At 64.1% G+C, this 22,832-nt stretch carries 21 protein-coding genes, 1 tRNA gene and 1 riboswitch; of the genes, 11 read left to right on the forward strand and 11 right to left on the reverse strand.

Annotated elements, in window-relative coordinates; genetic code table 11:
- Positions 1-63 precede the first annotated feature (63 nt).
- Complete coding sequence (locus J3D46_RS01555) at positions 64-2,187, forward strand: penicillin acylase family protein (RefSeq protein ID WP_253464728.1); 2,124 nt, start codon at positions 64-66, stop codon at positions 2,185-2,187.
- Positions 2,188-2,224: 37 nt separating this feature from the next.
- Positions 2,225-2,824, forward strand: coding sequence for a GNAT family N-acetyltransferase (locus J3D46_RS01560; RefSeq protein WP_231338505.1), 600 nt, complete (start codon positions 2,225-2,227; stop codon positions 2,822-2,824).
- A gap of 86 nt (positions 2,825-2,910) precedes the next feature.
- On the opposite strand, the gene J3D46_RS01565 is transcribed toward J3D46_RS01560, so the two are convergent.
- From J3D46_RS01565 to J3D46_RS01575, 3 genes are read right to left on the reverse strand one after another with little or no spacing between them, the layout of a single operon-like run.
- Entirely contained in the window at positions 2,911-3,705 is a 795-nt protein-coding gene (locus J3D46_RS01565) for an energy-coupling factor transporter transmembrane protein EcfT (protein ID WP_231338504.1), read from the reverse strand.
- Positions 3,702-5,294: an ABC transporter ATP-binding protein gene (locus tag J3D46_RS01570; RefSeq protein ID WP_231338503.1), complete on the reverse strand. Its 1,593-nt coding sequence runs from the start codon at positions 5,292-5,294 to the stop codon at positions 3,702-3,704. Before J3D46_RS01570 ends, J3D46_RS01565 begins: the two co-directional genes overlap by 4 nt.
- Positions 5,294-5,914, reverse strand: coding sequence for an ECF transporter S component (locus J3D46_RS01575; RefSeq protein WP_231338502.1), 621 nt, complete (start codon positions 5,912-5,914; stop codon positions 5,294-5,296). Before J3D46_RS01575 ends, J3D46_RS01570 begins: the two co-directional genes overlap by 1 nt.
- Before the next feature lie 76 nt (positions 5,915-5,990).
- Positions 5,991-6,127: riboswitch (TPP riboswitch) on the reverse strand.
- A gap of 233 nt (positions 6,128-6,360) precedes the next feature.
- On the opposite strand from J3D46_RS01575, the gene J3D46_RS01580 reads away from it, so the two are divergent.
- Both J3D46_RS01580 and J3D46_RS01585 read left to right on the forward strand, forming a co-directional pair.
- Positions 6,361-7,053: an NUDIX hydrolase gene (locus J3D46_RS01580; protein ID WP_231338501.1), complete on the forward strand. Its 693-nt coding sequence runs from the start codon at positions 6,361-6,363 to the stop codon at positions 7,051-7,053.
- Between the two features lie 36 nt (positions 7,054-7,089).
- Positions 7,090-7,350 (forward strand): DUF4235 domain-containing protein, encoded by a 261-nt coding sequence (locus J3D46_RS01585; protein ID WP_231338500.1) that lies wholly within the window; start codon positions 7,090-7,092, stop codon positions 7,348-7,350.
- 85 nt (positions 7,351-7,435) lie between these two features.
- Here J3D46_RS01585 and mnhG read toward each other — a convergent pair whose 3' ends face one another.
- The 6 genes from mnhG to J3D46_RS01615 are packed head-to-tail and all read right to left on the reverse strand — an operon-like array spanning position 7,436 to position 13,750.
- The gene (gene mnhG, locus J3D46_RS01590) at positions 7,436-7,828 is read right to left on the reverse strand and encodes a monovalent cation/H(+) antiporter subunit G (protein ID WP_231338499.1); all 393 of its coding nucleotides are present in this window, start codon (positions 7,826-7,828) and stop codon (positions 7,436-7,438) included.
- Positions 7,818-8,096, reverse strand: a complete 279-nt coding sequence (locus J3D46_RS01595) for a monovalent cation/H+ antiporter complex subunit F (RefSeq protein WP_159708190.1) — start codon at positions 8,094-8,096, stop codon at positions 7,818-7,820. The genes mnhG and J3D46_RS01595 overlap by 11 nt, the downstream gene beginning before the upstream one ends.
- Positions 8,093-8,659: a Na+/H+ antiporter subunit E gene (locus J3D46_RS01600; RefSeq protein WP_231338498.1), complete on the reverse strand. Its 567-nt coding sequence runs from the start codon at positions 8,657-8,659 to the stop codon at positions 8,093-8,095. Before J3D46_RS01600 ends, J3D46_RS01595 begins: the two co-directional genes overlap by 4 nt.
- Positions 8,656-10,239, reverse strand: a complete 1,584-nt coding sequence (locus J3D46_RS01605) for a Na+/H+ antiporter subunit D (RefSeq protein ID WP_231338497.1) — start codon at positions 10,237-10,239, stop codon at positions 8,656-8,658. The genes J3D46_RS01600 and J3D46_RS01605 overlap by 4 nt, the downstream gene beginning before the upstream one ends.
- A complete protein-coding gene (locus J3D46_RS01610) occupies positions 10,236-10,736 on the reverse strand; it encodes a Na(+)/H(+) antiporter subunit C (protein ID WP_231338496.1) in 501 nt (166 codons plus the stop codon). The genes J3D46_RS01605 and J3D46_RS01610 overlap by 4 nt, the downstream gene beginning before the upstream one ends.
- On the reverse strand, positions 10,733-13,750 hold the full coding sequence (locus J3D46_RS01615; RefSeq protein ID WP_231338495.1) for a Na+/H+ antiporter subunit A: 3,018 nt from the start codon (positions 13,748-13,750) through the stop codon (positions 10,733-10,735). The genes J3D46_RS01610 and J3D46_RS01615 overlap by 4 nt, the downstream gene beginning before the upstream one ends.
- 203 nt (positions 13,751-13,953) lie before the next feature.
- On the opposite strand from J3D46_RS01615, the gene J3D46_RS01620 reads away from it, so the two are divergent.
- From J3D46_RS01620 to J3D46_RS01630, 3 genes are all read left to right on the forward strand, one after another.
- Positions 13,954-15,357, forward strand: coding sequence for an MFS transporter (locus J3D46_RS01620; protein ID WP_231338494.1), 1,404 nt, complete (start codon positions 13,954-13,956; stop codon positions 15,355-15,357).
- 66 nt (positions 15,358-15,423) lie between these two features.
- Positions 15,424-15,906 (forward strand): cation:proton antiporter regulatory subunit, encoded by a 483-nt coding sequence (locus J3D46_RS01625; protein ID WP_089596429.1) that lies wholly within the window; start codon positions 15,424-15,426, stop codon positions 15,904-15,906.
- A 5-nt stretch (positions 15,907-15,911) separates the two neighbouring features.
- Positions 15,912-17,111 carry a cation:proton antiporter gene (locus tag J3D46_RS01630; RefSeq protein ID WP_231338493.1) on the forward strand — a complete coding sequence of 400 codons (1,200 nt, stop codon included), beginning with the start codon at positions 15,912-15,914 and terminating at the stop codon, positions 17,109-17,111.
- Between the two features lie 82 nt (positions 17,112-17,193).
- Here the strand turns inward: J3D46_RS01630 and dcd are convergent, their stop codons facing one another.
- The gene (dcd, locus tag J3D46_RS01635; RefSeq protein ID WP_011776299.1) at positions 17,194-17,769 is read right to left on the reverse strand and encodes a dCTP deaminase; all 576 of its coding nucleotides are present in this window, start codon (positions 17,767-17,769) and stop codon (positions 17,194-17,196) included.
- A 140-nt stretch (positions 17,770-17,909) separates the two neighbouring features.
- Between dcd and J3D46_RS01640 the strand changes: the two genes are divergently transcribed.
- Entirely contained in the window at positions 17,910-19,835 is a 1,926-nt protein-coding gene (locus tag J3D46_RS01640; RefSeq protein ID WP_253464731.1) for a CAP domain-containing protein, read from the forward strand.
- 4 nt (positions 19,836-19,839) lie between these two features.
- Here J3D46_RS01640 and J3D46_RS01645 read toward each other — a convergent pair whose 3' ends face one another.
- Entirely contained in the window at positions 19,840-20,283 is a 444-nt protein-coding gene (locus J3D46_RS01645; protein ID WP_231338491.1) for a hypothetical protein, read from the reverse strand.
- A gap of 262 nt (positions 20,284-20,545) precedes the next feature.
- Between J3D46_RS01645 and J3D46_RS01650 the strand changes: the two genes are divergently transcribed.
- The 3 genes from J3D46_RS01650 (at position 20,546) to J3D46_RS01660 (ending at position 22,770) form a co-directional block, all read left to right on the forward strand.
- Positions 20,546-22,000, forward strand: a complete 1,455-nt coding sequence (locus tag J3D46_RS01650) for a D-alanyl-D-alanine carboxypeptidase family protein (RefSeq protein WP_253464734.1) — start codon at positions 20,546-20,548, stop codon at positions 21,998-22,000.
- Between the two features lie 79 nt (positions 22,001-22,079).
- Positions 22,080-22,150, forward strand: a tRNA-Gly gene (locus J3D46_RS01655).
- Between the two features lie 158 nt (positions 22,151-22,308).
- On the forward strand, positions 22,309-22,770 hold the full coding sequence (locus J3D46_RS01660; protein WP_253464738.1) for a nuclear transport factor 2 family protein: 462 nt from the start codon (positions 22,309-22,311) through the stop codon (positions 22,768-22,770).
- Positions 22,771-22,832 lie beyond the last annotated feature (62 nt).

Consider the following 22,832-nt stretch of genomic DNA (forward strand, 5'->3'; position numbering starts at 1 on the left):
GGCCAAAGCCATTTATCTTGAGCTTAAGTAAGCCTAACCTAAGCTCGAAAGCGGCCAGAGATTATGACGCCTGCCCCGACGCACAATTCCGCCCCGGCAGGCGGCCCCGGAATCTACCGAGACTCGTGGGGAATCCCGCACTTGTGGGCCGATTCCGCCGACGACCTTGCTTTCCTCCAGGGCATGAATGCGGCCACTGACCGCTCCTGGCAGATCGAACTGGAACGGTGGCGCTCCGAGGGACGCACCGCCGAGGTGCTGGGCCCGGATGCGGTGGTCTGGGACAGGTTCGCCCGCCAAGCCCGGCTTGACGACACCGCGCGGCGCTGCTTTGAAAACCTCGATGCCGCCACCCAGCGTTGGTGCGGACAGTATGTGGCCGGCGTCAACCAGGCCCTGGTGGACGGGCTCCGCGGCGGCCCCGAGTTCGACGAGTCCGCCAGTACCCCGGAGCCATGGAATCCGTGGACGCCGATGGGTGTCTTCCTGGTGCATCACATCCTCTTCTCAACGTTCCCCAACAAGCTCTTCAGGGCCCACGTCGCGCGAACACTTGGCGATGAAGCCGTGAGCCTGTTCAGCATCGAAGCCCCGGTCTGGTCCGGCAGCAACGCATGGGCCGCGCACGGCTCGACCACGGCCAGCGGCCTCCCCCTGATCGCAGGCGACCCCCACCGCCTCATGGAACTCCCCGGCGTGTACCAGCAAGTTCGGCTGGCCTGCCCGGAGTTCGACGCGATCGGCTTCGCATTCCCCGGCGTTCCCGGCCTCCCGCACTTCGCGCAGACCGGCCATACTGCTTGGGCAATCACCAATGCCATGGCCGACTACCAGGACCTCTTCGAGGAAGAACTGCGCCGGGTCACCGATGCGGGCGGCGAGCGCGTTGAGGCGCGTGGAGCGGAAGGCTGGGAAACCGCCGTCGTCAGCACCGAAACCATGAGCGTCCGCGATGGTGAGGCGGTGACCGTCGAGGTCATCGGGACGGGGCGCGGTTCGGTGATCTCTGAAGCGTCCGACGGCGACGCCCTGAGCCTGCGTTTCCCGGCCCGGGTTGAAGGGCGGCTGGGTTTCGAGGCCCTCCTGCCGCTTCTGCGGAGCCGGAGCGTCTCCGAAGTCGAGGTCGCCTTCGATGCCTGGGTGGAGCCGGTCAACAGCGTGGTGGCCGCGGACGATTCCGGGGCCGTACGGCATTTCGTTGCCGGGCTCGTTCCGCAACGGAATCCCGCAAACCGTCGCCTCCCGGCTCCGGCGTTCTCCGCACGCAATGAGTGGGACGGCCAGTATGTGATCCTGCCCCGCACCGAGGTCCAGCAGTTTGCGGTGAGCGCGAACGACCGCGCGGCGGGAGGCGGCGACGCCGTAGCCATGGAGTTCGCGCCGGCGCACCGGGCCTTGCGGATCCGCGATTTGCTGGAGGCCGCCCCGTCCGGGACCTTGACCGTGGATGACATGCAGGCTATCCACACGGACACCTTGCTGGGTCCGTGGCCATTCTTCCGGTCACTGCTTGAGGGGATCGATGCCGACGATTTGTCCCGTGAGGCCAAGGTGTTGCGTTCGCTGCTGTTCGAGTGGGATGGCCGCATGGATGCCGGGAGCCACCGCGCTGCCGTTTTCGCAGCGTGGCGGGGCGCGTTGGTACAGCGCCTCGCGCGGCACTCCGCCCTTGCTCCGCTGAACGAGCCCACCGGCTACTCCCCTTTGTTCGGGCCGTGGTTGTCCGTGGTATCCCGCGTTGGTTTTGCCCTGGAGACCCTCCTGCTCCGCGGCTCCGAGCTTGGCATCAACGTTGGCGTGGAAGCTGCGGCCGGGCTTGAAGACGTTGCGTTGGAGGAAGCCATGCTCAATGGCTCTACCTGGGGCGACCGGCACAAGCTCCTGCCCGTTCACGTCCTCCCCGGCGCCCTCGCGTCACCGGCACCAACGGCCGACCTGAGCGGAGACACCGGGTGCGTCCTCTGCACCGAAAGCCTCCCCGGAGTAGACGACCGAAGTTTCCGTGGGCCCGTGGCCCGTTACGTTTGGGACCTGTCCGATCGGCGAAACAGCCGATGGATTGTCCCCTTCGGCGCCTCGGGTACGCCGGACCACCAGCATTTTGCCGACCAACTCCCCCTGTGGACCGCCGGGCAACTCGCCCCTGTGGTCACTGACTGGTCGGCCCTGGCCACAGACATTCCCTAACCAACCCCGTTCACCGCATCAGCCCCCGAAGGAAATCATGACCACCACCACCGAGGACTACTCCGTCCGTACCACCGTCTACTCAGAAGACCTCGAAGGATGGGGTGAGCTGCGCCTGGTTCCGCTGGTTCCCGGCGAGGACATCGACCTCATCTTCGAGTGGGTTACCCAGCCCCGCGCCAAGTTCTGGGGAATGACCGAAAACTCCCGTGAGGAAGTCCTGGGGATCTACGAGTTCCTTGACTCGTTGGAGACCCACCACGCGTTCCTTGCCGTCCTTGACGGAGAGCCGTTGGCACTCTTCCAAACGTACGAGCCCCTGCACGATCCCGTCGGCGAGGCCTATCCCGCCCGGGAGGCCGACATCGGCATGCACTTGCTGCTCGCTCCGGCCACGCGGCCCATTCCGCACTTCACGCCAAAGCTCGGCACTGCCCTCATCCAGTACATGTTCACCTTGCCGGGCAAGGACCGGATCGTGGTGGAGCCGGACTCCCGCAACGCCAAAGCCCTGCGCCGTCTGGAAGCCACCTGCTTTGAGCTGGGACCTATCATCCAGCTTGCGGAGAAGGAGGCCCAGTTGGGGTTCCTGACACGGGCAGGCTTTGACGAGATCCAGGAACAGAAGGCTCCCTAGTCCCCCATCACACAAGGCGAAGTGCCGCCGGCGCCCCCAACAGGCCGGCGGCACGCTTGTGCCCAGCTCGTTAGCGCGTGAAAGCGCTAGCGCCAGACAAAACTCCAGGTTCCAGCGCCTACAGCCGTGAGCACTGCACCCGCTGCGATGATCACACCGCCAAGGACCACCCAGGCATCCAGCATCGAATACGTGGATTCGCGCGCCCACGTTCGCTGACCTCCGCCGAAGCCGCGCGCTTCCATGGTTACTGCCAGCCGCGAAGCCCTCCTTACGGCCTGGACCAAGAGCCCGAAGCTCTGGCCCAGCGTGGCCTTCAGCCGCTGGAGGGGGCTGCCCTGCGAACCCACGCCGCGGGCACGGCGGGCCATGCCGATGGTCTGCCACTCCTCCGCCATCAGGCCCACCAGCCGCATTGCTGCCAGGGAGCCCAGGACAAAGCGGTGCGGCAGCTTTGCTTTCTGCGCCAGCGCATCGGCCAGGTCAGTCGGATCCGTGCAGGTCATCAGCAGGATCGCCGGGAGGGCAATCGCCAAACCGCGCAGCATGAAACCCAGCCCCAGCTCCAGCGAACCTTCGCTGATGGACCAGAGTCCGACGTCGAGCAGTACAGCGCCGCTGTCCGCCGCCACAATCGCCGTGCTCCAGCCGCCGATCGCCGCCGCGATGATCAGGGGCCAAGCGCGCTGCCACAAGAGCCGCAGGGTAAGCCCGGCCAGCGGGAACAATGCCAGTTCCGCAACCAGCGCCGTGGACGCCGACACCCAGTCGATGGACAGGGCCAGTACCAGGGAAATCAGGAAAACCGATACGAACTTCGCCAAGGGGTTTGCACGCGTCAGCAGGGCATGATTTCCGCGGATGTTCAGTGCGTCCCTCATGCCGCACCCGCTTCCTGATGTGCAACATTGCCCTGTGCCACCGGTCCGAGCTGCAGCTCGGTTCCCCCGAGTACTGCGCTGAATTCCTGGTCGTGGGTCACCGAGACCACTGCCGTTCCGGCGTCCAACAACTCCGAAAGGAATGACGCCAGCTCAGCCCAGGTGTTGGCATCCTGGCCGAATGTGGGCTCATCCAGCACCAGGACCTTCGGATGCGCCGCCAGAACCGTGGCCACCGAAAGCCGCCGCTTTTCCCCACCGGACAACGTGTAGGGATTGGCGTCCACAAGGTGCGTCAGCCTCAGCCGCTCCAGCAGTTCATCCACGCGTTCCTCGCCATGGCCCAGATGCTTGGGGCCAAACATGAGCTCGTCCAGGACCTTGCCCGTGACAAACTGGTGCTCCGGTTCCTGGAACACCGTCCCGATGCGGGAAATCAACTGGTCAGCTTTCCACATGAACGGGTCAATACCCGCCCCCTCGGAAAGCTCGACGGCGGCACTCACCGCACCGTCCACCGGCGCCAAAAGGCCGGCCAACGTGAGAGCGAAAGTGGATTTGCCGGCACCGTTCGGTCCCGTGATGGTCAGGGCCTGGCCAGCCCTGACCTGTGCGCTGATGCCCGTTTGCACGGGAACAGGCGGGATGGTCTTGAAGCCTTTGCGCCGCGGTTTTTCCCGGGATACTGCGAGGTCCTGGGCTGCCAGGAGAAGCGTGGAAGTCTGGGGCCGGTTCTGCCGCGTCCGGGTTGCCGGAACGTATCCCGGCACCCACACGCCAGCCGCCATCAGCATGGTGCGTGCCTCGGACAGGACCTGCTCCGGAGGGCCGTCCAAGAGGACTCCGCCCGCGGCCTGCCCGGCGCCCGCAGCCGCGCTCGACCCCGCCACCCACCCTGGCTGCAGGACCACGATCCTGTCCACCAGGTCTTTCCACACAGAAACGCGGTGTTCCACCACAACCAGGGTGGCACCGGTCTTATCGAGGCAGCGCTTCACCGCATCACGGACCTCCAGCACACCCGCCGGATCCAAGTTGGCCGTCGGCTCGTCCAACAGGATCAGCCCGGGTCGCATCGCCAAAATGCCCGCAAGCGCAAGCCGTTGCTTCTGCCCTCCGGAGAGTGCCGCCGTTGGGTGATCCAGGGCCAAACCGCCGCCGGCAGCGGTGCGCAGCCCGACGTCGTCGAGCGCTTCATGGACGCGGGACCAGATCTCGTCCCGCGGCACGGCCAGGTTCTCGGCGCCGAAGGCGACGTCGTCACCCACGCGGGAGAGGACCACCTGGGTTTCGGGGTCTTGCTGCATCAGGCCGGCGCGGCCACGCTGTTCGCGGGGAGCAACGCCGTCGATCAGCAGGGAGCCGGTCTCGTCCGAGTCGTCTTCCTCATCACCCAGCACGCCGGCCAAGGCATGCAGGAGGGTCGACTTACCGGCGCCCGAAGGACCCAGCAGCAACACCCGTTCGCCGGGTTCGATCCGAAGGTCCAGACCCTCAATGGCAGGCTGGGCCCGGCCGGCATGCCGCCACCCCCAGCCCTCGGCTGAGATGGCGGCAGGCCTGACCGTGCCGCTTTGAGTCGCGGACATCAGCTGAAGACTGGCTCCGAAGCGGCCTTGCGCGACGCGAAGGAGCTCAGGACGCCGGTCTTCGCCAGGCCGCGGGTGGCGACCCAGGACAGTGCGCCTGCGATGATCGCGCCGGAAATGGTGGTGAAGGTGATGTAGGCAAGCTTGTCGATTGCCTCGTACGCGATGTTCCAGCCCCACGGAAGGAAGGAGTCGTTCAGGCCGCAGAAGAGGCCTGCGCCCGCGCCGGCGAGGAGGGCCGTGGGCAGGTTGAACTTCTTGTAGCGGAAAGCGGCGAAGATGAGCTCGGCGCCGAGTCCCTGCAGGACTCCGGAGATCAGCACTGTGGTGCCGTACTGCGAGCCCATGATGAGCTCACCGGTGGCAGCGACGGCTTCGCAGAACAACGCTGCGCCCGGCTTGCGGATAATGAGCATGCCCAGGACCGCGGGGATCATCCAGCCACCGGCGATCAGGCCTGTGAGGGGAGGGTACGTCGCGTTCAGGGGAATGGATACCAACGCAGCGCCCTGGGACCAGGCCCAGAAGATCACGCCGCCGGCGATGGCGATCAGAGCCGCCACAACGATGTCTACAACACGCCAGTTATAACTGGTCTTCTTCACGTTTACCGTGGTCATTTTCTGCCTCCTGAGGTACAGGAGGGGAAAGTGCTACCCGGATTCTCCAGCCGGCCTGCGCCGCCCGGATCCGGACACTCTGAGAAGCTCGACTCCCTTGCGCCGGTACTAACCGGATCAGGTTCGAGGGTCTGCGGCTGTCCGCACTCTCAGCGCCCTCGCGTCTCCTGCATCTCTGCAGGGTCCGACGGCGGCGCTCCCCTGTCGTTATCAAATCTGCCCTGATGGGCGGGTTCAGTTTACACCTGCGTCCATGGCGGGCGCTGGCCTGTTGCCCGCCTATGGTCACAATCGGATCAGCGCGCCCCGGGCCGGACGCGTTCCAGGCGTGCGTTGCGAGGCCCGCCCTACACCCCTCCCGCCGGTTTTGGCCTGCACACCAGGCCCCACAACGAGACCTGAGAGAATGATCCAGCAGACTCGACCGCGGCAAAGGGGCATATCTCATGACGGACCTACCCAAGCAGGATCACGCTGCAAGCGACACCACGGCGCCGGAACCTCGCCTTGCCGCCAGCGTCATCCTGCTCCGCAACGCCCCCGGCGGTCTCGAAGCCTTCGTCCAGCACAGGGTCAGCACCATGGACTTCGCTGCCGGAATGGTGGTGTTCCCGGGAGGCCGGGTGGATGCTGCGGACACGTCCGGCTGGGACTACCCCGCGGAGCTGCTTCAACACCACGCGGCCCAGTGGCGCCAAAGCTCCATCGGCGCTAATCCTGCGCAGGCGACCACGAGCGCGGGTACGGTCCTCACAGCCGCACTCCGGGAAGTCCAGGAGGAGGCGGGCCTGAGCATCCACTCCGCCGACCTCCGTCCATGGGCCAACTGGATCACCCCGACGGACATGCCCAAGCGCTTCGACACCTACTTCTACATCGCCAAGCCTGCGCCAGGGGCTGAGCCCCAGCACCAAACCACTGAGGCCTGGCAGTCTCTGTGGATGCCAGTGGACGGAATTCTGGCGGCAGAGGCGGCCGGAACACTGAAACTGATGCCGCCCACCTATTACCTGCTGAAGGAAATCGCAGGGTTCGGCTCAGTGGAAGCGGTGTGGTCCGCGGAGCACACCGTCGTTCCGGTGCTCGCCCCGGTGGGTTCCATGGCCGCGTTCCTCAAGGAACGGGAAAACCGCCGGTAACAGCGTCCGCCCGGCCTTTACGGCTAGGCTGGGGACATGAACCTCTTCTTCAAGCTGCTGGGTACCGGAGTGAGCCTCGGAGCAGGCTTCGTCGGAACCAAACTCGTCAATAAAGGGTGGGAAAAGGCCACTGGCAACAAGCCACCCACAGGCAACGATGACTTGGAGACGAGCCTGCGCTCGGCCCTGACATTCGCCTTGATCTCTGCGTTCGTGAGCACCCTCATCCAGGTACTCGCCAGCCGCGGGACGCAGCGTGCCATCGCCCGCTTCGCCAAATCCAAGGACATCGTCTAGGCACCACCCGGACAACATGCAAGCGCGGGGCCACCATCAGTGGCCCCGCGCTTTTTGCCTATCAGTCGTTCAGATGAGCAGCCGTTCAGCGGTCGTTGCCAGGCTCTTGCCCGGCGGCCGCCCGTTGAACCACTGCCTCGAGTTCATCTTTGGTGAGCATCTCGCGGTGACCGTGCTTGGTGCGGTAGGCGGAGCGACCCACCATGTGGGCAGAAACGGGCGCCGTCAGAAGCTGGAAGATCCATGCCACCAGCAGGACCGGCCACACCCACCAGGTGCGCATCTGCAGGCCGATGGCGGCAAGCATGAGGAACAAACCCAGTACCTGCGGCTTGGTGGCAGCGTGCATGCGGCTCATAAGGTCCGGAAAACGGAGCAAGCCGATAGCAGCACCCAGGGACATCAGGGCGCCCACCACCAGGAACACGGCGGTCACACCATCGATCACGACATCGACGCCGGTGGGATCAGGACTCATTGTTCTGTTCCCTCCGCTCCGCCACAAACCGGGCAACTGTCACCGATCCGATAAAACCAATCACGGCCAGGGCTACCAGCAGCATCAGGTTGTTGAGGTGCCTGTTCATCGCCATGTCGATCGCGAGTGCAGCACCCAGGATTGCGAGCAGGACGTCTGACGCCAGCACTCGGTCCAGCAAGGACGGGCCGATGGCTATGCGGACGATCGCACCTGCGGCAGCCAGGCTGAGGATTACAGCCGTGACCACGAGAATGGTTTCCTTCATCGCGTTGCCCCTTCCATTCCCGGACGTATTTCGGCCTTCAATGCTTCGACTTCTTCGCGCGTGCCCATGATCCTGATGAGCCGCGCTTCGATGGTTTGGACTTCGTCGCGAATTTTGTCGATGTCCGCTTCTTCATAGATGTTGAGCGCGTGCAGGTAGAGCGTGGATGTCGACCGGTCCACCTCCACCACAAGGGAGCCCGGTATCAGCGAGATGACGTGCCCGGTGGCCGTCACCATCAGGTCCGAATGGCTCCGCAACGGGACAGCGACGACGGCGCTGCGCACCTTGGGACCTTTTGCCACAGCCAGGAACAGGACCAGGAAGCTCGCTGCCACCACTTTGGCGAGGAACATCAGCGCGAAGGGAATGGCGCGCAGTATGTTGAACCGGCCGCTCAACTCCACGGGCGGGAGGTAGAACAGCTTGGCTACCAACACGGCGATCAGGGCACCGAACAGGAGGTTGCCAGGGCTGAAGTCCCGCCACAGCGCACCCCAGACGATGACCAACCAAATGAGCAGCGGCAGCTCGGTGCGGAACGAAATCGGTTTGCGGCTCATTTGGAACCACCCGTCTGCACTTCATCCGGTTGCGCAAGGGGCGGCACCTCAACGGAATCGCCCAGGACGGAGTGGATATAGGCCGAGCGGTCCAGCATGATTCCCGCGGAACCGTCCGCCACCCGGAAAAGCGGGCCGGCGAAGACCGTCAGGGCGACGCCGAACACCACAAGGCCTGCCGTCGAGCCGACCATGGTCCGCGGCAGAACCCCTACGTTGCCCGGGGTCTGAAGCACGGGATCCGGGTACTCAGCGTCCTCGGGCTTGCGCCAGAAGGCCCTGTTCCAGACACGGGCGATGGCCAGCAGCGTCAGAAGGCTGGTGACCACGCCACCCACCACCAGGGTGATGGCCAGGGGTGTTCCCAGCTCCACGCCGGCCTGCAGGAGGCCCAGCTTTCCCAGGAAGCCCGAGAACGGTGGAATGCCCGCGAGGTTCATCGCCGGAACAAAGAACAGCAGGGCAAGCAGCGGTGAGAGTTTGGCCAGTCCACCCAGGCGGTCAATGGAGGAGCTTCCGCCCCTGCGTTCTATGAGACCTGTGACCAGGAACAGGCTGGTCTGCACGGTGATGTGGTGGGCAACGTAGAAGACTGCAGCGCCCAACCCGGCAACCGAACTCATCGCCAGGCCAAACACCATGTATCCGATGTGGCTCACGAGGGTGAAGGACAGGAGACGTTTGATGTCGCTCTGGGCCAAGGCACCCAATATGCCCACCACCATGGTCAGTAATGCCACCACCATGAGCGGAACATTCAGGGTGTCCCCCGGGAACAAGAGTGTCTCCGTGCGGACCATGGCGTAGACACCTACTTTGGTCAGCAACCCGGCGAACACGGCAGTGACAGGAGCCGGCGCGGTGGGATAGGAGTCAGGGAGCCAGAAGGACAACGGGAACACAGCGGCCTTGATGCCGAAGGCCACCAGCAGCATCACGTGCAGGAGGTTTTGGGTGCCTTGGTCCAGTTCGGCCAGTTTGATGGCAAGGTCGGCCATGGTGATGGTCCCGGTGGCCCCGTAGATCATGGCGATGGCAATGAGGAACAGCACGGACGACACCACGGAAACCACAACGTAGGTGACCCCGGCGCGGATGCGTGGTCCTGTCCCACCCAAGGTCATCAGGACGTAGCTTGCCGTCAGCAGGATCTCGAAGCCTACGTAAAGGTTGAAGAGGTCGCCTGTAAGGAAGGCATTGGACACGCCGGCCACCAGGATCAGGTAGGTCGGGTGGAAGATCGAGACAGGTGCTTCCTGGTCGCCGTCGGCCATGCCCTGGCCGGTCGCATAGATCAACACCGCAAGGCTTACCACGGTGGAGACAACCAGCATGAGCGAGGAGAACTGGTCCACCACCAAGACCACACCCCACGGCGGCAGCCAGCCGCCAAGCGTGACTGACGTTGTGCCGCCATCCCACACTGACATCAGGAGCAGGCATTCGAGCAGAAGTGTTGCACTCAGGATCCCGATGCTCACCACGCGCTGCGCGGTGTGGTGCCGGATCAGCAGGAACGCCAGCGCGGCACCCAGAATCGGTAGGAGGACAGCTAGCGGCGACAGGTTTGCGAGATTCACGCGCTGCCTCCTTCCTGGCTTGGTGCCTTGCTGGGGGTCTCGGTGGCTTCGGGGTGAGTGTGGTCCGAGGTATTGGCAGGGGTGACGGCGAACTCCGAGGTTTCCAACGGCACAATGGCGTCGTCCTCGGCGTCGAAGCTCGGCGTCTCGGCAACGCGGCGGTCCTCAAGGTCGTCCTGGATCTCGTCTTGCCTTGCCAGGACCCAGGTCCGGTAGATGATGCCCAGCATGAAGGCCGTGACTGCGAAGGAAATGACGATCGAGGTAAGGATCAGCGCTTGGGGCAGAGGATCGCTATAGGCGTCCGGGCTGGTTTCCTTGGTGAACAAGGGCGCCAACCCGGCGTATCCGCCGGTGGTCAGGATCAGGATGTTGGTGGCGTTGGCCAACAGCATCAAACCCAACAGCACCCGGGTCAGGCTACGCTCCAGGATCAAGTAGATGCCGCAGGCGTAGAGGACGCCCATGACGATCAGCAGGGTCAGGTTGATGCTCATGCGGTACCTTTCCCGGACGCAGCGGATTCAGCGGCTTCTTCGGCAAGATCGGCGTGCCCGGCGGCATCTTCCTCTGCGAGGGGCGCCCCTTGGCCTTCAAAATGCTCATCGATTTCGGCACCGAGGCTGCGGAGGACGTCGAGCGCCAGGCCCACCACCACGATGTATACGCCGATGTCGAAGATGGTGGAGGTGACAAATTTGACGTCCCCGAAGACCGGCAGCCAGAACTCGATGATCGCGCTCTGGAACACCTGTCCGCCGAGGAAGAGCGGCACCAGGCCCGAGGCGGCCGCCGTCGCAAGTCCCGTCCCCAAGAGGGTTCCGGCACTGACTGTCGCTGCTTCGCTCAACTCGAACCGACCGCCCGCGAGGTAGCGGATTGTCAGGGCGAGGCCCGCGGTCAGGCCGCCTGCGAAGCCACCGCCTGGGAGGTTATGGCCAGCGAGGAGCAGGTAGATGGAGAAGACGATCATCGAGTGGAAGATCAGCCTTGTCACCACTTCGAAGATGATGGAGCGTCGTTCGGGCGCCAGCGTGCGACCTGCCACCAGCCACGCGTCGCGGCTGACGTCAGTGAACTTTTTGGCCACGGCCAGCGTGGCACCGTCCCGGGAGTCACGGTCGACGCCGGTGCGGCGCCCCACGCTGCCTTCCGGCACTGCCTCTGAGGTCTTGATGCGGTCGCCACGGCTGCGGACGAAAATCAAGCTGGCGACACCGGTGGCGGCGATCGCGAGGACTGAAATCTCCCCGAAGGTATCCCAGGCGCGGATGTCCACGAGGGTCACGTTGACCACGTTCAGGCCACCGCCGCCTTCGTAGGCCAGACGCGGGAAGTCCAGTGAGATCGGCGTGGCTACGCGGGCACCCATGGCGTAAATCGCCACGAAAATCATGGTGATGCCGAAGGCCGCGCCGATGATCACCCGGATGACCCGGAGCCTGCCGCCTGTCCTGTCCCTCAGCTCAGCGGGGAGGCTGCGCATGGCGAGGACGAACGCCACCAGCACGATGGTTTCCACCAGCATCTGGGTCAGCGCAAGGTCCGGAGCGCCCTGCAAAGCGAACATGAGGGCAATGCCGTAGCCGGTCACGGACACCATGAGCACAGCGAGGAAACGCTTGTTGGCTCGTACGGCGGCCAAGGCGCCCACCACAATTCCCGCCCCGGCAACCATCTGCAAAGGGGAGTTCGGGTCGATGAAGTAGATGCCTTCCGGCAGTGGCTTGTTGGCCGCGATCAATGCCGCCAGCGGCACCGCGAAGGCAACGGTCAGGATCACCGTGAGGTAGAAGTACAGCGAACCACGCTGCGTACGGCCCGTGACCCAGACCGCGATGTCGTCCAAGGCGCCGATGGTGTGTTGGTAGGCGCGGTCCCCATCCACCCAATCGGGTACCAGGCTCTGCGCCCGCGAAACCAGGTTCCGCCCGTAGAACATCGCAGCACCGGCCGCGAACGTCACCGCAGTCAGGCCCAACGCCGGGGTGATGCCGTGCCACAAAGCCAGGTGTCCGGCGTCGACGGCGTCCGGACGATCGGCGAACAACGCCGCGTAAGGCTGGATCCAGGTGTCCACCGGCGCGGGCCACACACCGTAAGCGATGGTGAGGACGCTCAAAACGGCCGGCGCGGCAAGGAAAGCGGGCTTAATGGGTTTGAACGGCGTGGGCTCCACGCCGGGTTTGGTGGCGAACGCGCCCCACATGAAGCGGGCGCTATAGGCGAAGGTCAGGATGGATCCGATCACCAGGCCTACCAGGATCCAGATGCCCCAGGCAGGTGCGTCATGGCCAGTGCCGTAGTGGACGAACGCTTCGAAGACTGATTCCTTGGCGACAAAGCCAGCCAAGGGAGGCACCCCGGCCATGGACGCTGCGGCGATCGCTGCAACTACTCCAAGGGCGCGAGATGAGCGGAAGACGCCGGAGAGCTTGCGGATATCGCGCGTTCCGGACTGGTGGTCAATGATGCCCACTACGAGGAACAGCGCGGCCTTGAACAAGCCGTGGGCAAGCAGCAGCCCCAGCCCGGCAAGGGCGGCATCCGGTCGGCCGAGGCCCACCACCATGGTGAGGAAACCGAGCTGGCTGACCGTTCCATAGGCAAGGATGAGCTTGATGTCAGTCTGTCGAAGAGCGCGGTAACCGCCCACGAGCATGGTGGCCAACCCGAGTCCCAGGACCACCGGCAACCAGAAGTCCGACTCGGAAAAGCCCGGCGCAAGGCGCGCGACGATGTAGATGCCGGCCTTCACCATGGCCGCAGCATGCAGGTAGGCGCTCACCGGCGTGGGAGCGGCCATCGCTCCGGGCAGCCAGAAATGGAACGGGACAAGCGCCGATTTGGTCACCGCACCTGCCAGGACAAGCACGACGGCGGCAGTCACCGCTCCCTGCATGGGTCCTGCCATGAGTGTCCCGGCTTGGTCCAGGATGGCCGAAATGCGGTAGGTCCCGGCTGCCTGGCCAAGGATGATGAGGCCAACAAGCATCGCGAGGCCACCGGCGGTGGTGACCATCAGCGCCTGCAGCGCCGAGCGGCGTGCGGCCAAACGGGTGCGGGCATAGCCGATCAGCAGGTAGGACAGGATAGTGGTGAGTTCCCAGAAGATGAACAGCATCATGAGGTCATCGGAAGTCACCAGGCCGAACATGGCTCCGGCAAAGGCGAGGAGTTGGGCACCGAAGCCGCCAAGGTCCGCGTCTGTGTTCTTGAAGTACCGGGCACAATAGACCAGCACCAGTGAGCCCACTCCGAGGATCAGGAGGGACATGACCCACGCCAACGGATCCATGCGGAAGGCCAGCTCCAGCTTCAGGCTGGGGATCCACGGCAGGACTTCTTCTATGCCGCCACCGGAATATACGGGTCCGTACTGGAAGAGGAGCCAAATGAATGCGCCCGCCGGGACTGCTGCCAGTGCGTAGAACGCGTTCCTGCCCAGTTTGCTGAAGATCAAGGGCGCCACAGTTGCCGCAACAAAGGTGATGGCGAGAACTGTGATCACTGTTATCTCCGCAAAGTCAGGAACGAATTGTCAAAAGTTGGAGCAGGCGGTCATACGTTGGGTTCGGTTTAGCTAGTTTATCAAGGGGGACGGACAGTTTTTGGCCAAAAGAAGCGGGCTGGAGGTTACGTTTCAATCCCTCTTCTACACAACGCGCTCCGTCATCTGCACGCCGTTCTCCCCGCCGCTATAGCATTCAAGCTATGAACGCGGCCGCAGTTCCCGAAGCCTCCCACCCGACGTCCGAGCTCGCCTCAGGACCTGTTGCCTCCAAGAAGGGCCAGATCCTTGCGTGGGCCTCCTGGGACTGGGGCTCGGCTGCGTTCAATGCGGTCATGACCACCTTCGTGTTCACGGTCTACCTCACCTCCAACGCATTTGGCGGAGAAGATGCCGCCTCGGCCGCACTCGGCGCCGCCCTGGCCATCGCAGGCCTGGCCATTGCGCTGCTTGCTCCGGTCACCGGGCAGCGTTCGGACGCCGGAGGCCGGCGCAAATTGTGGCTCGGGGTCAATACAGCCGCTACGGCCGTGCTCACGGCGCTCTGCTTCTTTGTCTTTCCCCAGCCCGAGTTCCTGTTGCTGGGTGTTTGCCTCATAGCGCTCGGCAATGTCTTCTTTGAGTTCGCCGGCGTCAACTACAACGCCATGCTGGCGCAGATCTCCACACCGAAGAACATCGGCAAGGTCAGCGGCTTTGGCTGGGCCATGGGATACCTGGGCGGAATAGTTGCCCTTCTGCTGGTTCTGCAACTGTTCGTCCAGCCTTCCTTCGACTGGTTTGGCGCCTCGACACAGGATTCCCTCAACATCAGGCTCGTGGCAGTCTTCTCTGCACTGTGGTTCTTCATTTTTGCCCTGCCAGTAATGTTCGCTGTCCCTGAGGTTCCGGCGAAGAAGGCCACCGCTTCCTTGGGGTTCCTGGCCTCCTACAAGTTACTGATCCGGCGTATCGGCGCCATCTACCGGACCAGCCCACACACCATCTACTTCCTGCTCTCCAGCGCCATCTTCCGTGACGGCCTCGCGGCTGTTTTCACTTTCGGCGGTGTCATCGCCGCAGGTACGTTCGGATTCGAGCTCAAGGAAGTCATCTTCTTCGCCATCTTCGGCAACGTGGTCGCTGCTGTCGGCGCAATCATCGGCGGATTCCTGGACGACAGGATCGGACCCAAGTCCGTCATCGTCCTCTCGCTGGTGGGCCTCCTCATCGCAGGCACCTTCATTCTGGTGCTGGGCAACGGTGACTATGTCTTCCTCGGTAATGAGTGGCCCGCGAGCAACACGTTCTGGATCTTCGGCCTGCTGCTCTGCTTGTTCGTAGGCCCTGCGCAATCGTCCTCGCGGGCCTACCTCGCCAGGCTCGCACCGGAAGGCGAGGCTGGCGAACTCTTCGGCTTGTACGCCACAACCGGTCGGGCCGTCAGTTTCCTTGCTCCCACCCTCTTCACCCTGTGCATCGCCATCGCCTCTCCCCTGGTTGCCGAGGGCGAAGCCCAGCGGTGGGGCATCCTCGGAATCATGGTGGTTCTCCTTGCAGGCCTCTTGGTGATCCTGCCCGTCAAGCCGCCGGCGAAAGTGGAAATAGCTGTGGTCCCCGAGCGTTAACTACTAAGGACCGGTTGAAGTGCGAGGGTCGTACCGGACCGGTTCAGGACAGTTTAGGGTGGAGCTATGAACGTGGATGAGACCGAACTCCCGGGCCTTGGGGTCCGCAAGGACTTCGTCACGGCCTCGGGCCGTCGCATCGGTGTAGTGGAGCTGCGGGAAGGCGAAACAGAGCTTTTCGTCTCAACGTGGGACGACCCCGATACCTGTCAGGCGTCCATTCCCTTGACTGCCGACGAAGCCTCGACGCTGGGCAACCTGCTGGGCGGGCAGCACATTGCCATGCGCCTGGCAGAAGAGCATCGCGAGATACCAGGCATTGTCACCCGCCAGTTCTCCATCACTCCTGATTCGCCCTTCGTCAACCAGCCCATGGGCAAGGCGCAGATCCGCACGCGAAGTGGTGTCTCCATCGTGGCCATCATGCGCGAAGGCGAGGTAGTCCCCTCGCCCGCACCCGACGTCGTACTTCACACCGGTGATTTGCTCGTAGCGGTCGGCACCCAGGAAGGTCTTGACTCGGCAGCCGACATCCTTCGCAACGGCTGAGCGGGATGGACCCGCTCGCTCTAGCCCTCGTTGAACTGGGGGCCGTCGTCTTCTGCCTCGGCCTCCTGGCTCGATTGGCGGGTCGAATTGGCATGTCCCCCATCCCTCTTTACCTGGTGGGTGGCTTGGCGTTCGGTGCCGGCGGCTTCGTCAAGTTGGACGGGATGCACGAGTTCGCCCATCTCTCCGGCGAAATCGGCGTCATTCTTCTGCTGCTTATGCTCGGATTGGAATATACGGCCTCGGAGCTGGTCACTGGCCTGCGGCGATCATGGCAGGCAGGTGTCATGGATTTCGTCCTCAACTTCCTCCCTGGCGCAGGGTTGGCAGTCCTTCTCGGTTGGGGACTTGTGGGGGCCATCGTCATGGGTGGCGTTACTTATATCTCGTCGTCAGGCATCGCAGCGAAAGTCATCACCGACCTCGGGCGTATCGGTAACCGCGAAACGCCTGTGGTGCTGTCCATCCTTGTTTTCGAAGATCTGGCCATGGCCATCTACCTGCCGATCCTCACGGCCATCCTGGCGGGCGTTGGCTTCCTCGGCGGTCTGCAGACGGTAGGAATTGCCCTTGCGGTGGTCACCGTGGTACTGGTCATCGCCCTCAAGCACGGCCACCGGGTTTCGCAGGCTGTTCATAGCGAGAACTCCGAGGTCTTCCTGCTGAACGTGCTCGGGCTCGCCCTGCTGGTGGCCGGTATCGCTTCTGCCCTTCAGGTTTCCGCTGCCGTCGGTGCCTTCATGCTGGGCATCGCCATCTCCGGCGCGACGGCCCACAACGCGACGCGGATCCTCGAGCCATTGCGGGATCTCTTCGCCGCGATCTTCTTTGTGGCCTTCGGTCTCAACACCGACCCCACGTCCATCCCGCCCGTCCTGGGCTGGGCCCTTGTGCTGGCCGTCCTCACATCAGCTACCAAGATGATCACGGGGTTCTGGGCTGCAAAGCGGGCAGGCATCGCCGTGCCCGGACGCTTCCGCGCAGGAGCTGCACTTATTGCCCGCGGTGAATTTTCCATCGTCATCGCCGGCCTTGCTGTTGCTTCGGGCGCTGTTCCGGACGAGCTCGCCGCGCTTGCCACGGCCTACGTCCTCATCATGGCCATCCTTGGTCCCCTGGCCGCCCGGTTTGTGGAACCCGTGGTCAAGGCCCTCCGGAAGACCCCCGGCGCCCCACCGCGGACATCTGAGCGGGCCCCAGCCTAACCCTCGCCGAGGGGCGACATCCCAACCCAAAAGGGCCCACCGAAAAGGGTGAGACCTACCCCCTCGGCGAACAGAAGAAGCGCTAGATGGACGTCCGGTGGAAATTCTGGTGGCTACGGCTGGCCGTCGGACCGCGCTGGCCTTGGTAACGGTTGCCGTATTCACCGGAACCATAGGGGTGCTCGGCCGAGGACGTCAGCCGGAAGAAGCACAACTGGCCGATCTTCATGCCAGGCCACAGCTTGATGGGCAGGGTAGCTACGTTCGACAGCTCCAACGTCACGTGGCCGGAGAACCCGGGGTCGATGAATCCCGCCGTGGAGTGGGTCAGCAAACCGAGACGCCCCAAGGACGACTTTCCTTCAAGACGCGCGGCAATATCGTCGGCAAGGCTGACAGTCTCGTACGTGGAGCCCAGGACGAACTCGCCCGGGTGCAGGATGAAGGGCTCGTCGCCTTCCACTTCCACCAACCGGGTCAGCTCAGGCTGTTCCTCGGCGGGGTCGATGTGGGCGTATTTGTGGTTGTCGAACAGCCGGAAGAACCGGTCGATCCGGACGTCCACGGAGGACGGCTGCACCATCGCGGGGTCGTACGGCTCAAGAACAATCCGTTGGGAGTCTATTTCGGCACGTATGTCGCGGTCAGAGATCAGCACAGCATCAAAAATACCCCATGCGTCCAACACCCCATGCATTGTCCGGGCCGCCCCGTGGGACTATAGTTCCCGGACATGTAGAACCGCGCCCGTACCTGGGGGCAACGAGCATTCGCGGGGTAATTGTGAAAAAACTGGCAGTGCCGGCCTCTATTGTGCTGGCCGGAGCGCTGGCCCTCTGTGTGGCCGCCTCCAGCCAGATCCTGCCGGCAAAGGAGGCAGGTCCGGGTGGCAACACCACTCCATCCGCCAGCGTCGAGTCTGGCCTGACCGCGCCTGAGTCAAGTACGACGCCGGACCCCTCACCTTCCGCGGGCGCCCCCGCGGCCGGCCAAGCGTCCGACCCCACCTCAGTGCCGGCCCTGGAACCGGGGACGGAAAGCGAAGCGCCGAGCAGACCCATCGCCGTGGACCCGGTCATCGAGACGCCGCCGCCCGTGCCGAATATCGGGCCGTCGTGGGGGCCTGACGATCCTTCCTCGGAAGACCCGGGCACCAGCAACCCGGCTGTTCCCGATCCCGTGGCCCCGGCGCCCTCGCAGACTGCGTCACCGTCCGCTATCCCGACGCCGTCAGCACCCGCTGTGGGACCACGCCCGTCAGGCACGTCGTCAGGCACACCCTCGGAGTCGCCGACCATCACGCCGACACCGTCGCCCACGGCTTCACCGACCCTCACGCCCACGCCGTCGGCAACACCAACCGTCACCCCGAGCACAGCCCCCAGCCCGACAGCGAGCTCAACCCCCTTCCCCGGCAAAACCCCGAGCGGCGACACCAACCCGGATAACGGCGCCCTCGCGCTCCTCCCGGACAGCAACACAGCGGCAATCCTGACGGTATTCAACGCGATCAACAGCTACCGTGCGTCCCTCGGCCTGGCACCGGTGAAGTACCACGCAACAGTCGCGGGCCTGGCCCAGGAGTGGTCCAACAACATAGCGACGCGCGAGGTGATCCAGCACCGCGCGAATTTCTGGACAGATCCGCGCGCGCTCAATCCGAACAACGGCGCGGGCGAAGTCATTGCCGTCCGCTGGGACCGTGACGCTGCCCAGCTCGTTGAGTGGTGGAAGGGGTCCCCGGGGCACGATGCCCTGCTGCGTGATCCCCGCTTCAACGTCATGGGCATCGGCATCACGTACACGGACGGTAACTGGCAGACCACGCCCAACCGCTACACGCTGTGGGGTGTGGTGAACTTCTTTGGCTACACCACCCTGCCGGCCGGAACCACCACGGCGCCGGGCGGAACGGTCACTCCTCCCACGGATCCTGTGGGAGCCTGCCAACCAGGCGATAAATTCCAACCGCCCACCGTCAACCTCAGCAGCGCCTCGATCAGGAGCGCGGCTGACATCGTCTCCATCGGGGCGGATGGAACGGTGTATTCCTACCCATCACTGGGGAACGCGAAGTACGGCGCAGCGCGCAAGATCGGCATCGGTTTCACCGGGCTCAAGGAGCTGTTCGTTTCCGATTGGGATCGCGACGGCGTCTTCGATCTCATCGCCCAACGCACCGACGGGGCACTTCTGGTGTACCCGGGCAGGCTATCAGGCGGCTTCGGTTCACCTGGGGTGTTGGGCCACGGCTGGCAGTCCTTGAACATCGCCGTCGGCAACTGGTGTGCCAACAACCGCCTACCGCAGATTGTCGCGATGGATGCATCCGGCGGTCTTTGGTTATACAAGAACGCAGGGATGACGTACATCCGCTCGCAGGCCGCGATTGGTACCGGCAACAGGGCGGTCAGGCTCAACATGGTGGACTACAACGCGGATGGTTTCCAGGATCTCCTGACCGTGGAGCCCAACGGATCCCTGCGGTTGTACCGTGGCAGCGGGCTGGCGACGCCGAAGCAGGAAGCCAGGCCGGTAGTGGGTGCGGCGTGGACGGACTATTCCGGGCTACGTTCCCTCCAGGGCGTGACGGGCGCGAGCACCACCGGCATCGCCGGCCTGGGCACCAATGGCGTACTGGAGTACTGGGACCTTACCTCTGGAAGGCTGACGACGCCTGTCGCTGTCGGCGGCGGGTGGAGCGGCTTCAAGCTCGCCCAATAACGGCTCACACCACCGAGCGCGACTCCATTACGGTCTTCAACTGCTCCAGCTGTGCCACTTCGCTTTCCATGGTCTTCTGGATCATGCTGTTCATCAGCTTCTGCAGGCCCTTGGGATGGTATTCGAGGGCGAACCGGAGGCGGGTGGTTTGGCCTTCGGTGCTGAGGTAGTAGCCACCGGTGGGCCGGGCCGGTCCTGCGACGACGGCGAAGCGTACTTCCGCGCCTGGCCGGGCTTCGGTGATCTGGAAATCGGCGGCGATGGGGCGGCCGCCAGGGCCGTTGATGGTCTGCTGGTACAGCGCGCCCTTATGCCCACGGATCCCGGACCGCAATGAGATGCTGCGGATTCCGGAGCGCCAGAGGGAGTTGTTCATGCCGTCCATGAGGAATCCGTAGACGGTCATGGCGTCCCTGCCTATCACCACTTCGTAGTCTGCAAATGCCACGGAAACCTCTTTCGGCGTACGGTTCGAATGTCGTAGCCCGGTTCCCCATACGCTGCAGCTAACACCTTCAGAATAGTCAGCGGGGGCGTTCGGGAACACATCGCGCACGAGCCTTGACCGAATGGTTATCTGGCTCTTCATAAAGTTACGGCTGACACAGTTCTGCCCGCGGGGTAGAGTTCCCGAGGCTGGCAAAAACCGAGTTGGGGGCGTTATGCGGGTTCTGGAACACCAAACTTTTGCAGGGAAAGCACGACGGCGGATGGCGGCGTGCGCTCTTTTCCTCGCCATGGCGGTGGCTGGCGGCGTCGTCGCTGCGGTGCCCGCTGCAGCTGCAGCGCCCATGGCGAAGGCAGCTGCCACCCCGAAGGCAGCTATCCCGGCAACGGTGAATCCGCTGCCGGGCGTGGACCCGATCGGGGACCCGGCCAGCTTCTCCGTCCTGGTCAACAAGTCGCGACCGCTGAACCCGGCGGGCTACGCGCCGTCGGACCTTATCAATGCGCGCGGCTCGGGCCAGTACATGCGGGCTGAAGCCGCCGCATGGCTCAATGGACTGTTCCAGGGCGCGGCTGACGCCGGCACGGGCGGCCTGTCGATCGTGAGTGGCTACCGTTCCTATGACACCCAAAGCCAGGTCTATTGGGGCTACGTCAATGCCTACGGCCAGGCCTATGCCGACACCATCTCGGCCCGTCCCGGTTACAGCGAGCACCAGACCGGCCTCGCCATGGACATTGGCAACGCCGCGGGCTCGTGTGGACTCAGCACCTGCTTCGGCGACACCGTAGCGGGCAAGTGGGTGGCCGCGAATGCCCACAAATACGGTTTCATTGTCCGTTACCCCAACGGCTATACGGGCACCACGGGCTACAGCTACGAGCCATGGCACTTGCGCTATGTGGGCGTTGCCTTGGCCACCGATATGAACAGGCGCGGCTTCCCAACCCTGGAGCATTACTTCGCGGGCAACACGGCGGCCGCGGCCAGCATCAAGTCCGGCGCGGACCTGGTGGCTGCCGACGCCTCGGGCCGCCTGCTGCGCTACCCTGCGACGGCGGCCGGCGGCTATGCGGGTGCTGTCCAGATTGGTTCGGGCTGGTCCGGCTTGAAGCAGGGTTTCGTGGTGGACTGGGACATTGATGGGGTGTACGACATCCTTGCGCAGTGGAACAACGGCGTCCTCGGCGTGTACCGGGGCCTCCCGGGCGGCGGTTTCGCCAACCAGGTTGTGGTGGGCAACGGCGGCTGGGATCGCATGACCATCACCGTGGGTAAGTGGACGCACGCGCACGGCCGTCCCGGCGTCGTCGGATACTTCCCGGACGGTGTCCTGCGCTACTACCCCAACACCTTTGGTGGTGCGCTCAGTGCACCGCAGATTATTGGCAAGGGCTGGAACGGCATGGAGCTCACCATCGCCGACTGGGAAGGCGACGGCGCCAACGACATTCTTGCGAGGACGGGTTCCGGCTCGCTCATCAACTACCGCGGCGACGGTTGGGCCGGCTTCTACGGACCGGCCACCACCGTTGGCACTGGCTGGCAGTACATGCGTGTCCTGGCCCCGAGCTTTGGTCTGATGGGGGCCGGTACCCGCGGCATCACGGCACAGACGGCCGATGGCAACCTCTATAACTATGGCCTGGGCCGCGGTCAGTGGACAACGTACCGTCAGGTGGGCTCCGGCTGGAACAGCCTGCAACTGTTCAAGTAGGTGGCCGACGCGCCTGTCATGAGCACCCCCGCAACTGCGCTAAGCTAGGACTCGCTCGGGGCGAATTTTCCCGGGCAGCGCGGGCGTAGCTCAATGGTAGAGCGCTAGCTTCCCAAGCTCGATACGCGGGTTCGATTCCCGTCGCCCGCTCAAGGAAAACCCCGGATCCAAGGATCCGGGGTTTCTTTGCGTCCAAGGCATGAAACGTCCGACGGCGGTACTCGCCAAACAGGGCCGCGCACCCGTCGACCGGGAGGCTTCCCGAGCCTACACTCGTACGTACATCCACCTATCCGGGAGGTCCTCCAATGACTCTCACCGACGATGGTGAGGCGGGTCCACTCGCCGTCATCAACCGCCTGCTGGAAGCCACGAACAAACACGATCTGGAAAGCCTGGCGGCGTGCTTCGCGCCCGGCTACGTCAATGAAACACCGGCGCACCCCACCCGGGGATTCACTGGCCGGGACACCATCCGCAGCAACTGGGAACAACTGTTCACAGGCGTTCCGGACATCAAAGCGCATCTTCTCTCGCACAGCGTCAACGGCGGCACGATCTGGACCGAACTGCACTTGAAGGGCGCCTGGCGCGACGGCACCCCGCACGAGATGACCGGCGTCATCATCTTCGGCGTGGGCGAGGGCATCATCAGCAGCGCCCGTTTCTACTTGGAGCCGGTGGAGAAGGTTGTGACGGTGGACGACACTGCCGATCGCGTGACTCACCGGGTGACGCATGGACGTCCGGCGGCAGAGCCTGCGAAATGAAGCCGGCCCGCTGACCCCGGCGCAGTGATCAAGGCCACTGCGCCTCGTTGCGAGGTGTATCG

This window comes from Paenarthrobacter sp. A20 (assembly GCF_024168825.1).
GTDB lineage: Bacteria > Actinomycetota > Actinomycetes > Actinomycetales > Micrococcaceae > Arthrobacter.

Excerpts from the sequence above, each read along its gene's own strand:
- J3D46_RS01595 (WP_159708190.1), bottom strand. The coding sequence starts at position 8,096 with ATGAAGGAAACCATTCTCGTGGTCACGGCTGTAATCCTCAGCCTGGCT.
- J3D46_RS01555 (WP_253464728.1), top strand. The coding sequence starts at position 64 with ATGACGCCTGCCCCGACGCACAATTCCGCCCCGGCAGGCGGCCCCGGA.
- J3D46_RS01585 (WP_231338500.1), top strand. The coding sequence starts at position 7,090 with ATGAACCTCTTCTTCAAGCTGCTGGGTACCGGAGTGAGCCTCGGAGCA.
- mnhG (WP_231338499.1), bottom strand. The coding sequence starts at position 7,828 with ATGAGTCCTGATCCCACCGGCGTCGATGTCGTGATCGATGGTGTGACC.
- J3D46_RS01660 (WP_253464738.1), top strand. The coding sequence starts at position 22,309 with ATGACTCTCACCGACGATGGTGAGGCGGGTCCACTCGCCGTCATCAAC.
- J3D46_RS01580 (WP_231338501.1), top strand. The coding sequence starts at position 6,361 with ATGACGGACCTACCCAAGCAGGATCACGCTGCAAGCGACACCACGGCG.
- J3D46_RS01620 (WP_231338494.1), top strand. The coding sequence starts at position 13,954 with ATGAACGCGGCCGCAGTTCCCGAAGCCTCCCACCCGACGTCCGAGCTC.
- J3D46_RS01600 (WP_231338498.1), bottom strand. The coding sequence starts at position 8,659 with ATGAGCCGCAAACCGATTTCGTTCCGCACCGAGCTGCCGCTGCTCATT.
- J3D46_RS01570 (WP_231338503.1), bottom strand. The coding sequence starts at position 5,294 with ATGTCCGCGACTCAAAGCGGCACGGTCAGGCCTGCCGCCATCTCAGCC.
- J3D46_RS01565 (WP_231338504.1), bottom strand. The coding sequence starts at position 3,705 with ATGAGGGACGCACTGAACATCCGCGGAAATCATGCCCTGCTGACGCGT.
- J3D46_RS01610 (WP_231338496.1), bottom strand. The coding sequence starts at position 10,736 with ATGAGCATCAACCTGACCCTGCTGATCGTCATGGGCGTCCTCTACGCC.
- J3D46_RS01560 (WP_231338505.1), top strand. The coding sequence starts at position 2,225 with ATGACCACCACCACCGAGGACTACTCCGTCCGTACCACCGTCTACTCA.
- J3D46_RS01650 (WP_253464734.1), top strand. The coding sequence starts at position 20,546 with ATGGCGGCGTGCGCTCTTTTCCTCGCCATGGCGGTGGCTGGCGGCGTC.
- J3D46_RS01625 (WP_089596429.1), top strand. The coding sequence starts at position 15,424 with ATGAACGTGGATGAGACCGAACTCCCGGGCCTTGGGGTCCGCAAGGAC.
- J3D46_RS01575 (WP_231338502.1), bottom strand. The coding sequence starts at position 5,914 with ATGACCACGGTAAACGTGAAGAAGACCAGTTATAACTGGCGTGTTGTA.
- J3D46_RS01630 (WP_231338493.1), top strand. The coding sequence starts at position 15,912 with ATGGACCCGCTCGCTCTAGCCCTCGTTGAACTGGGGGCCGTCGTCTTC.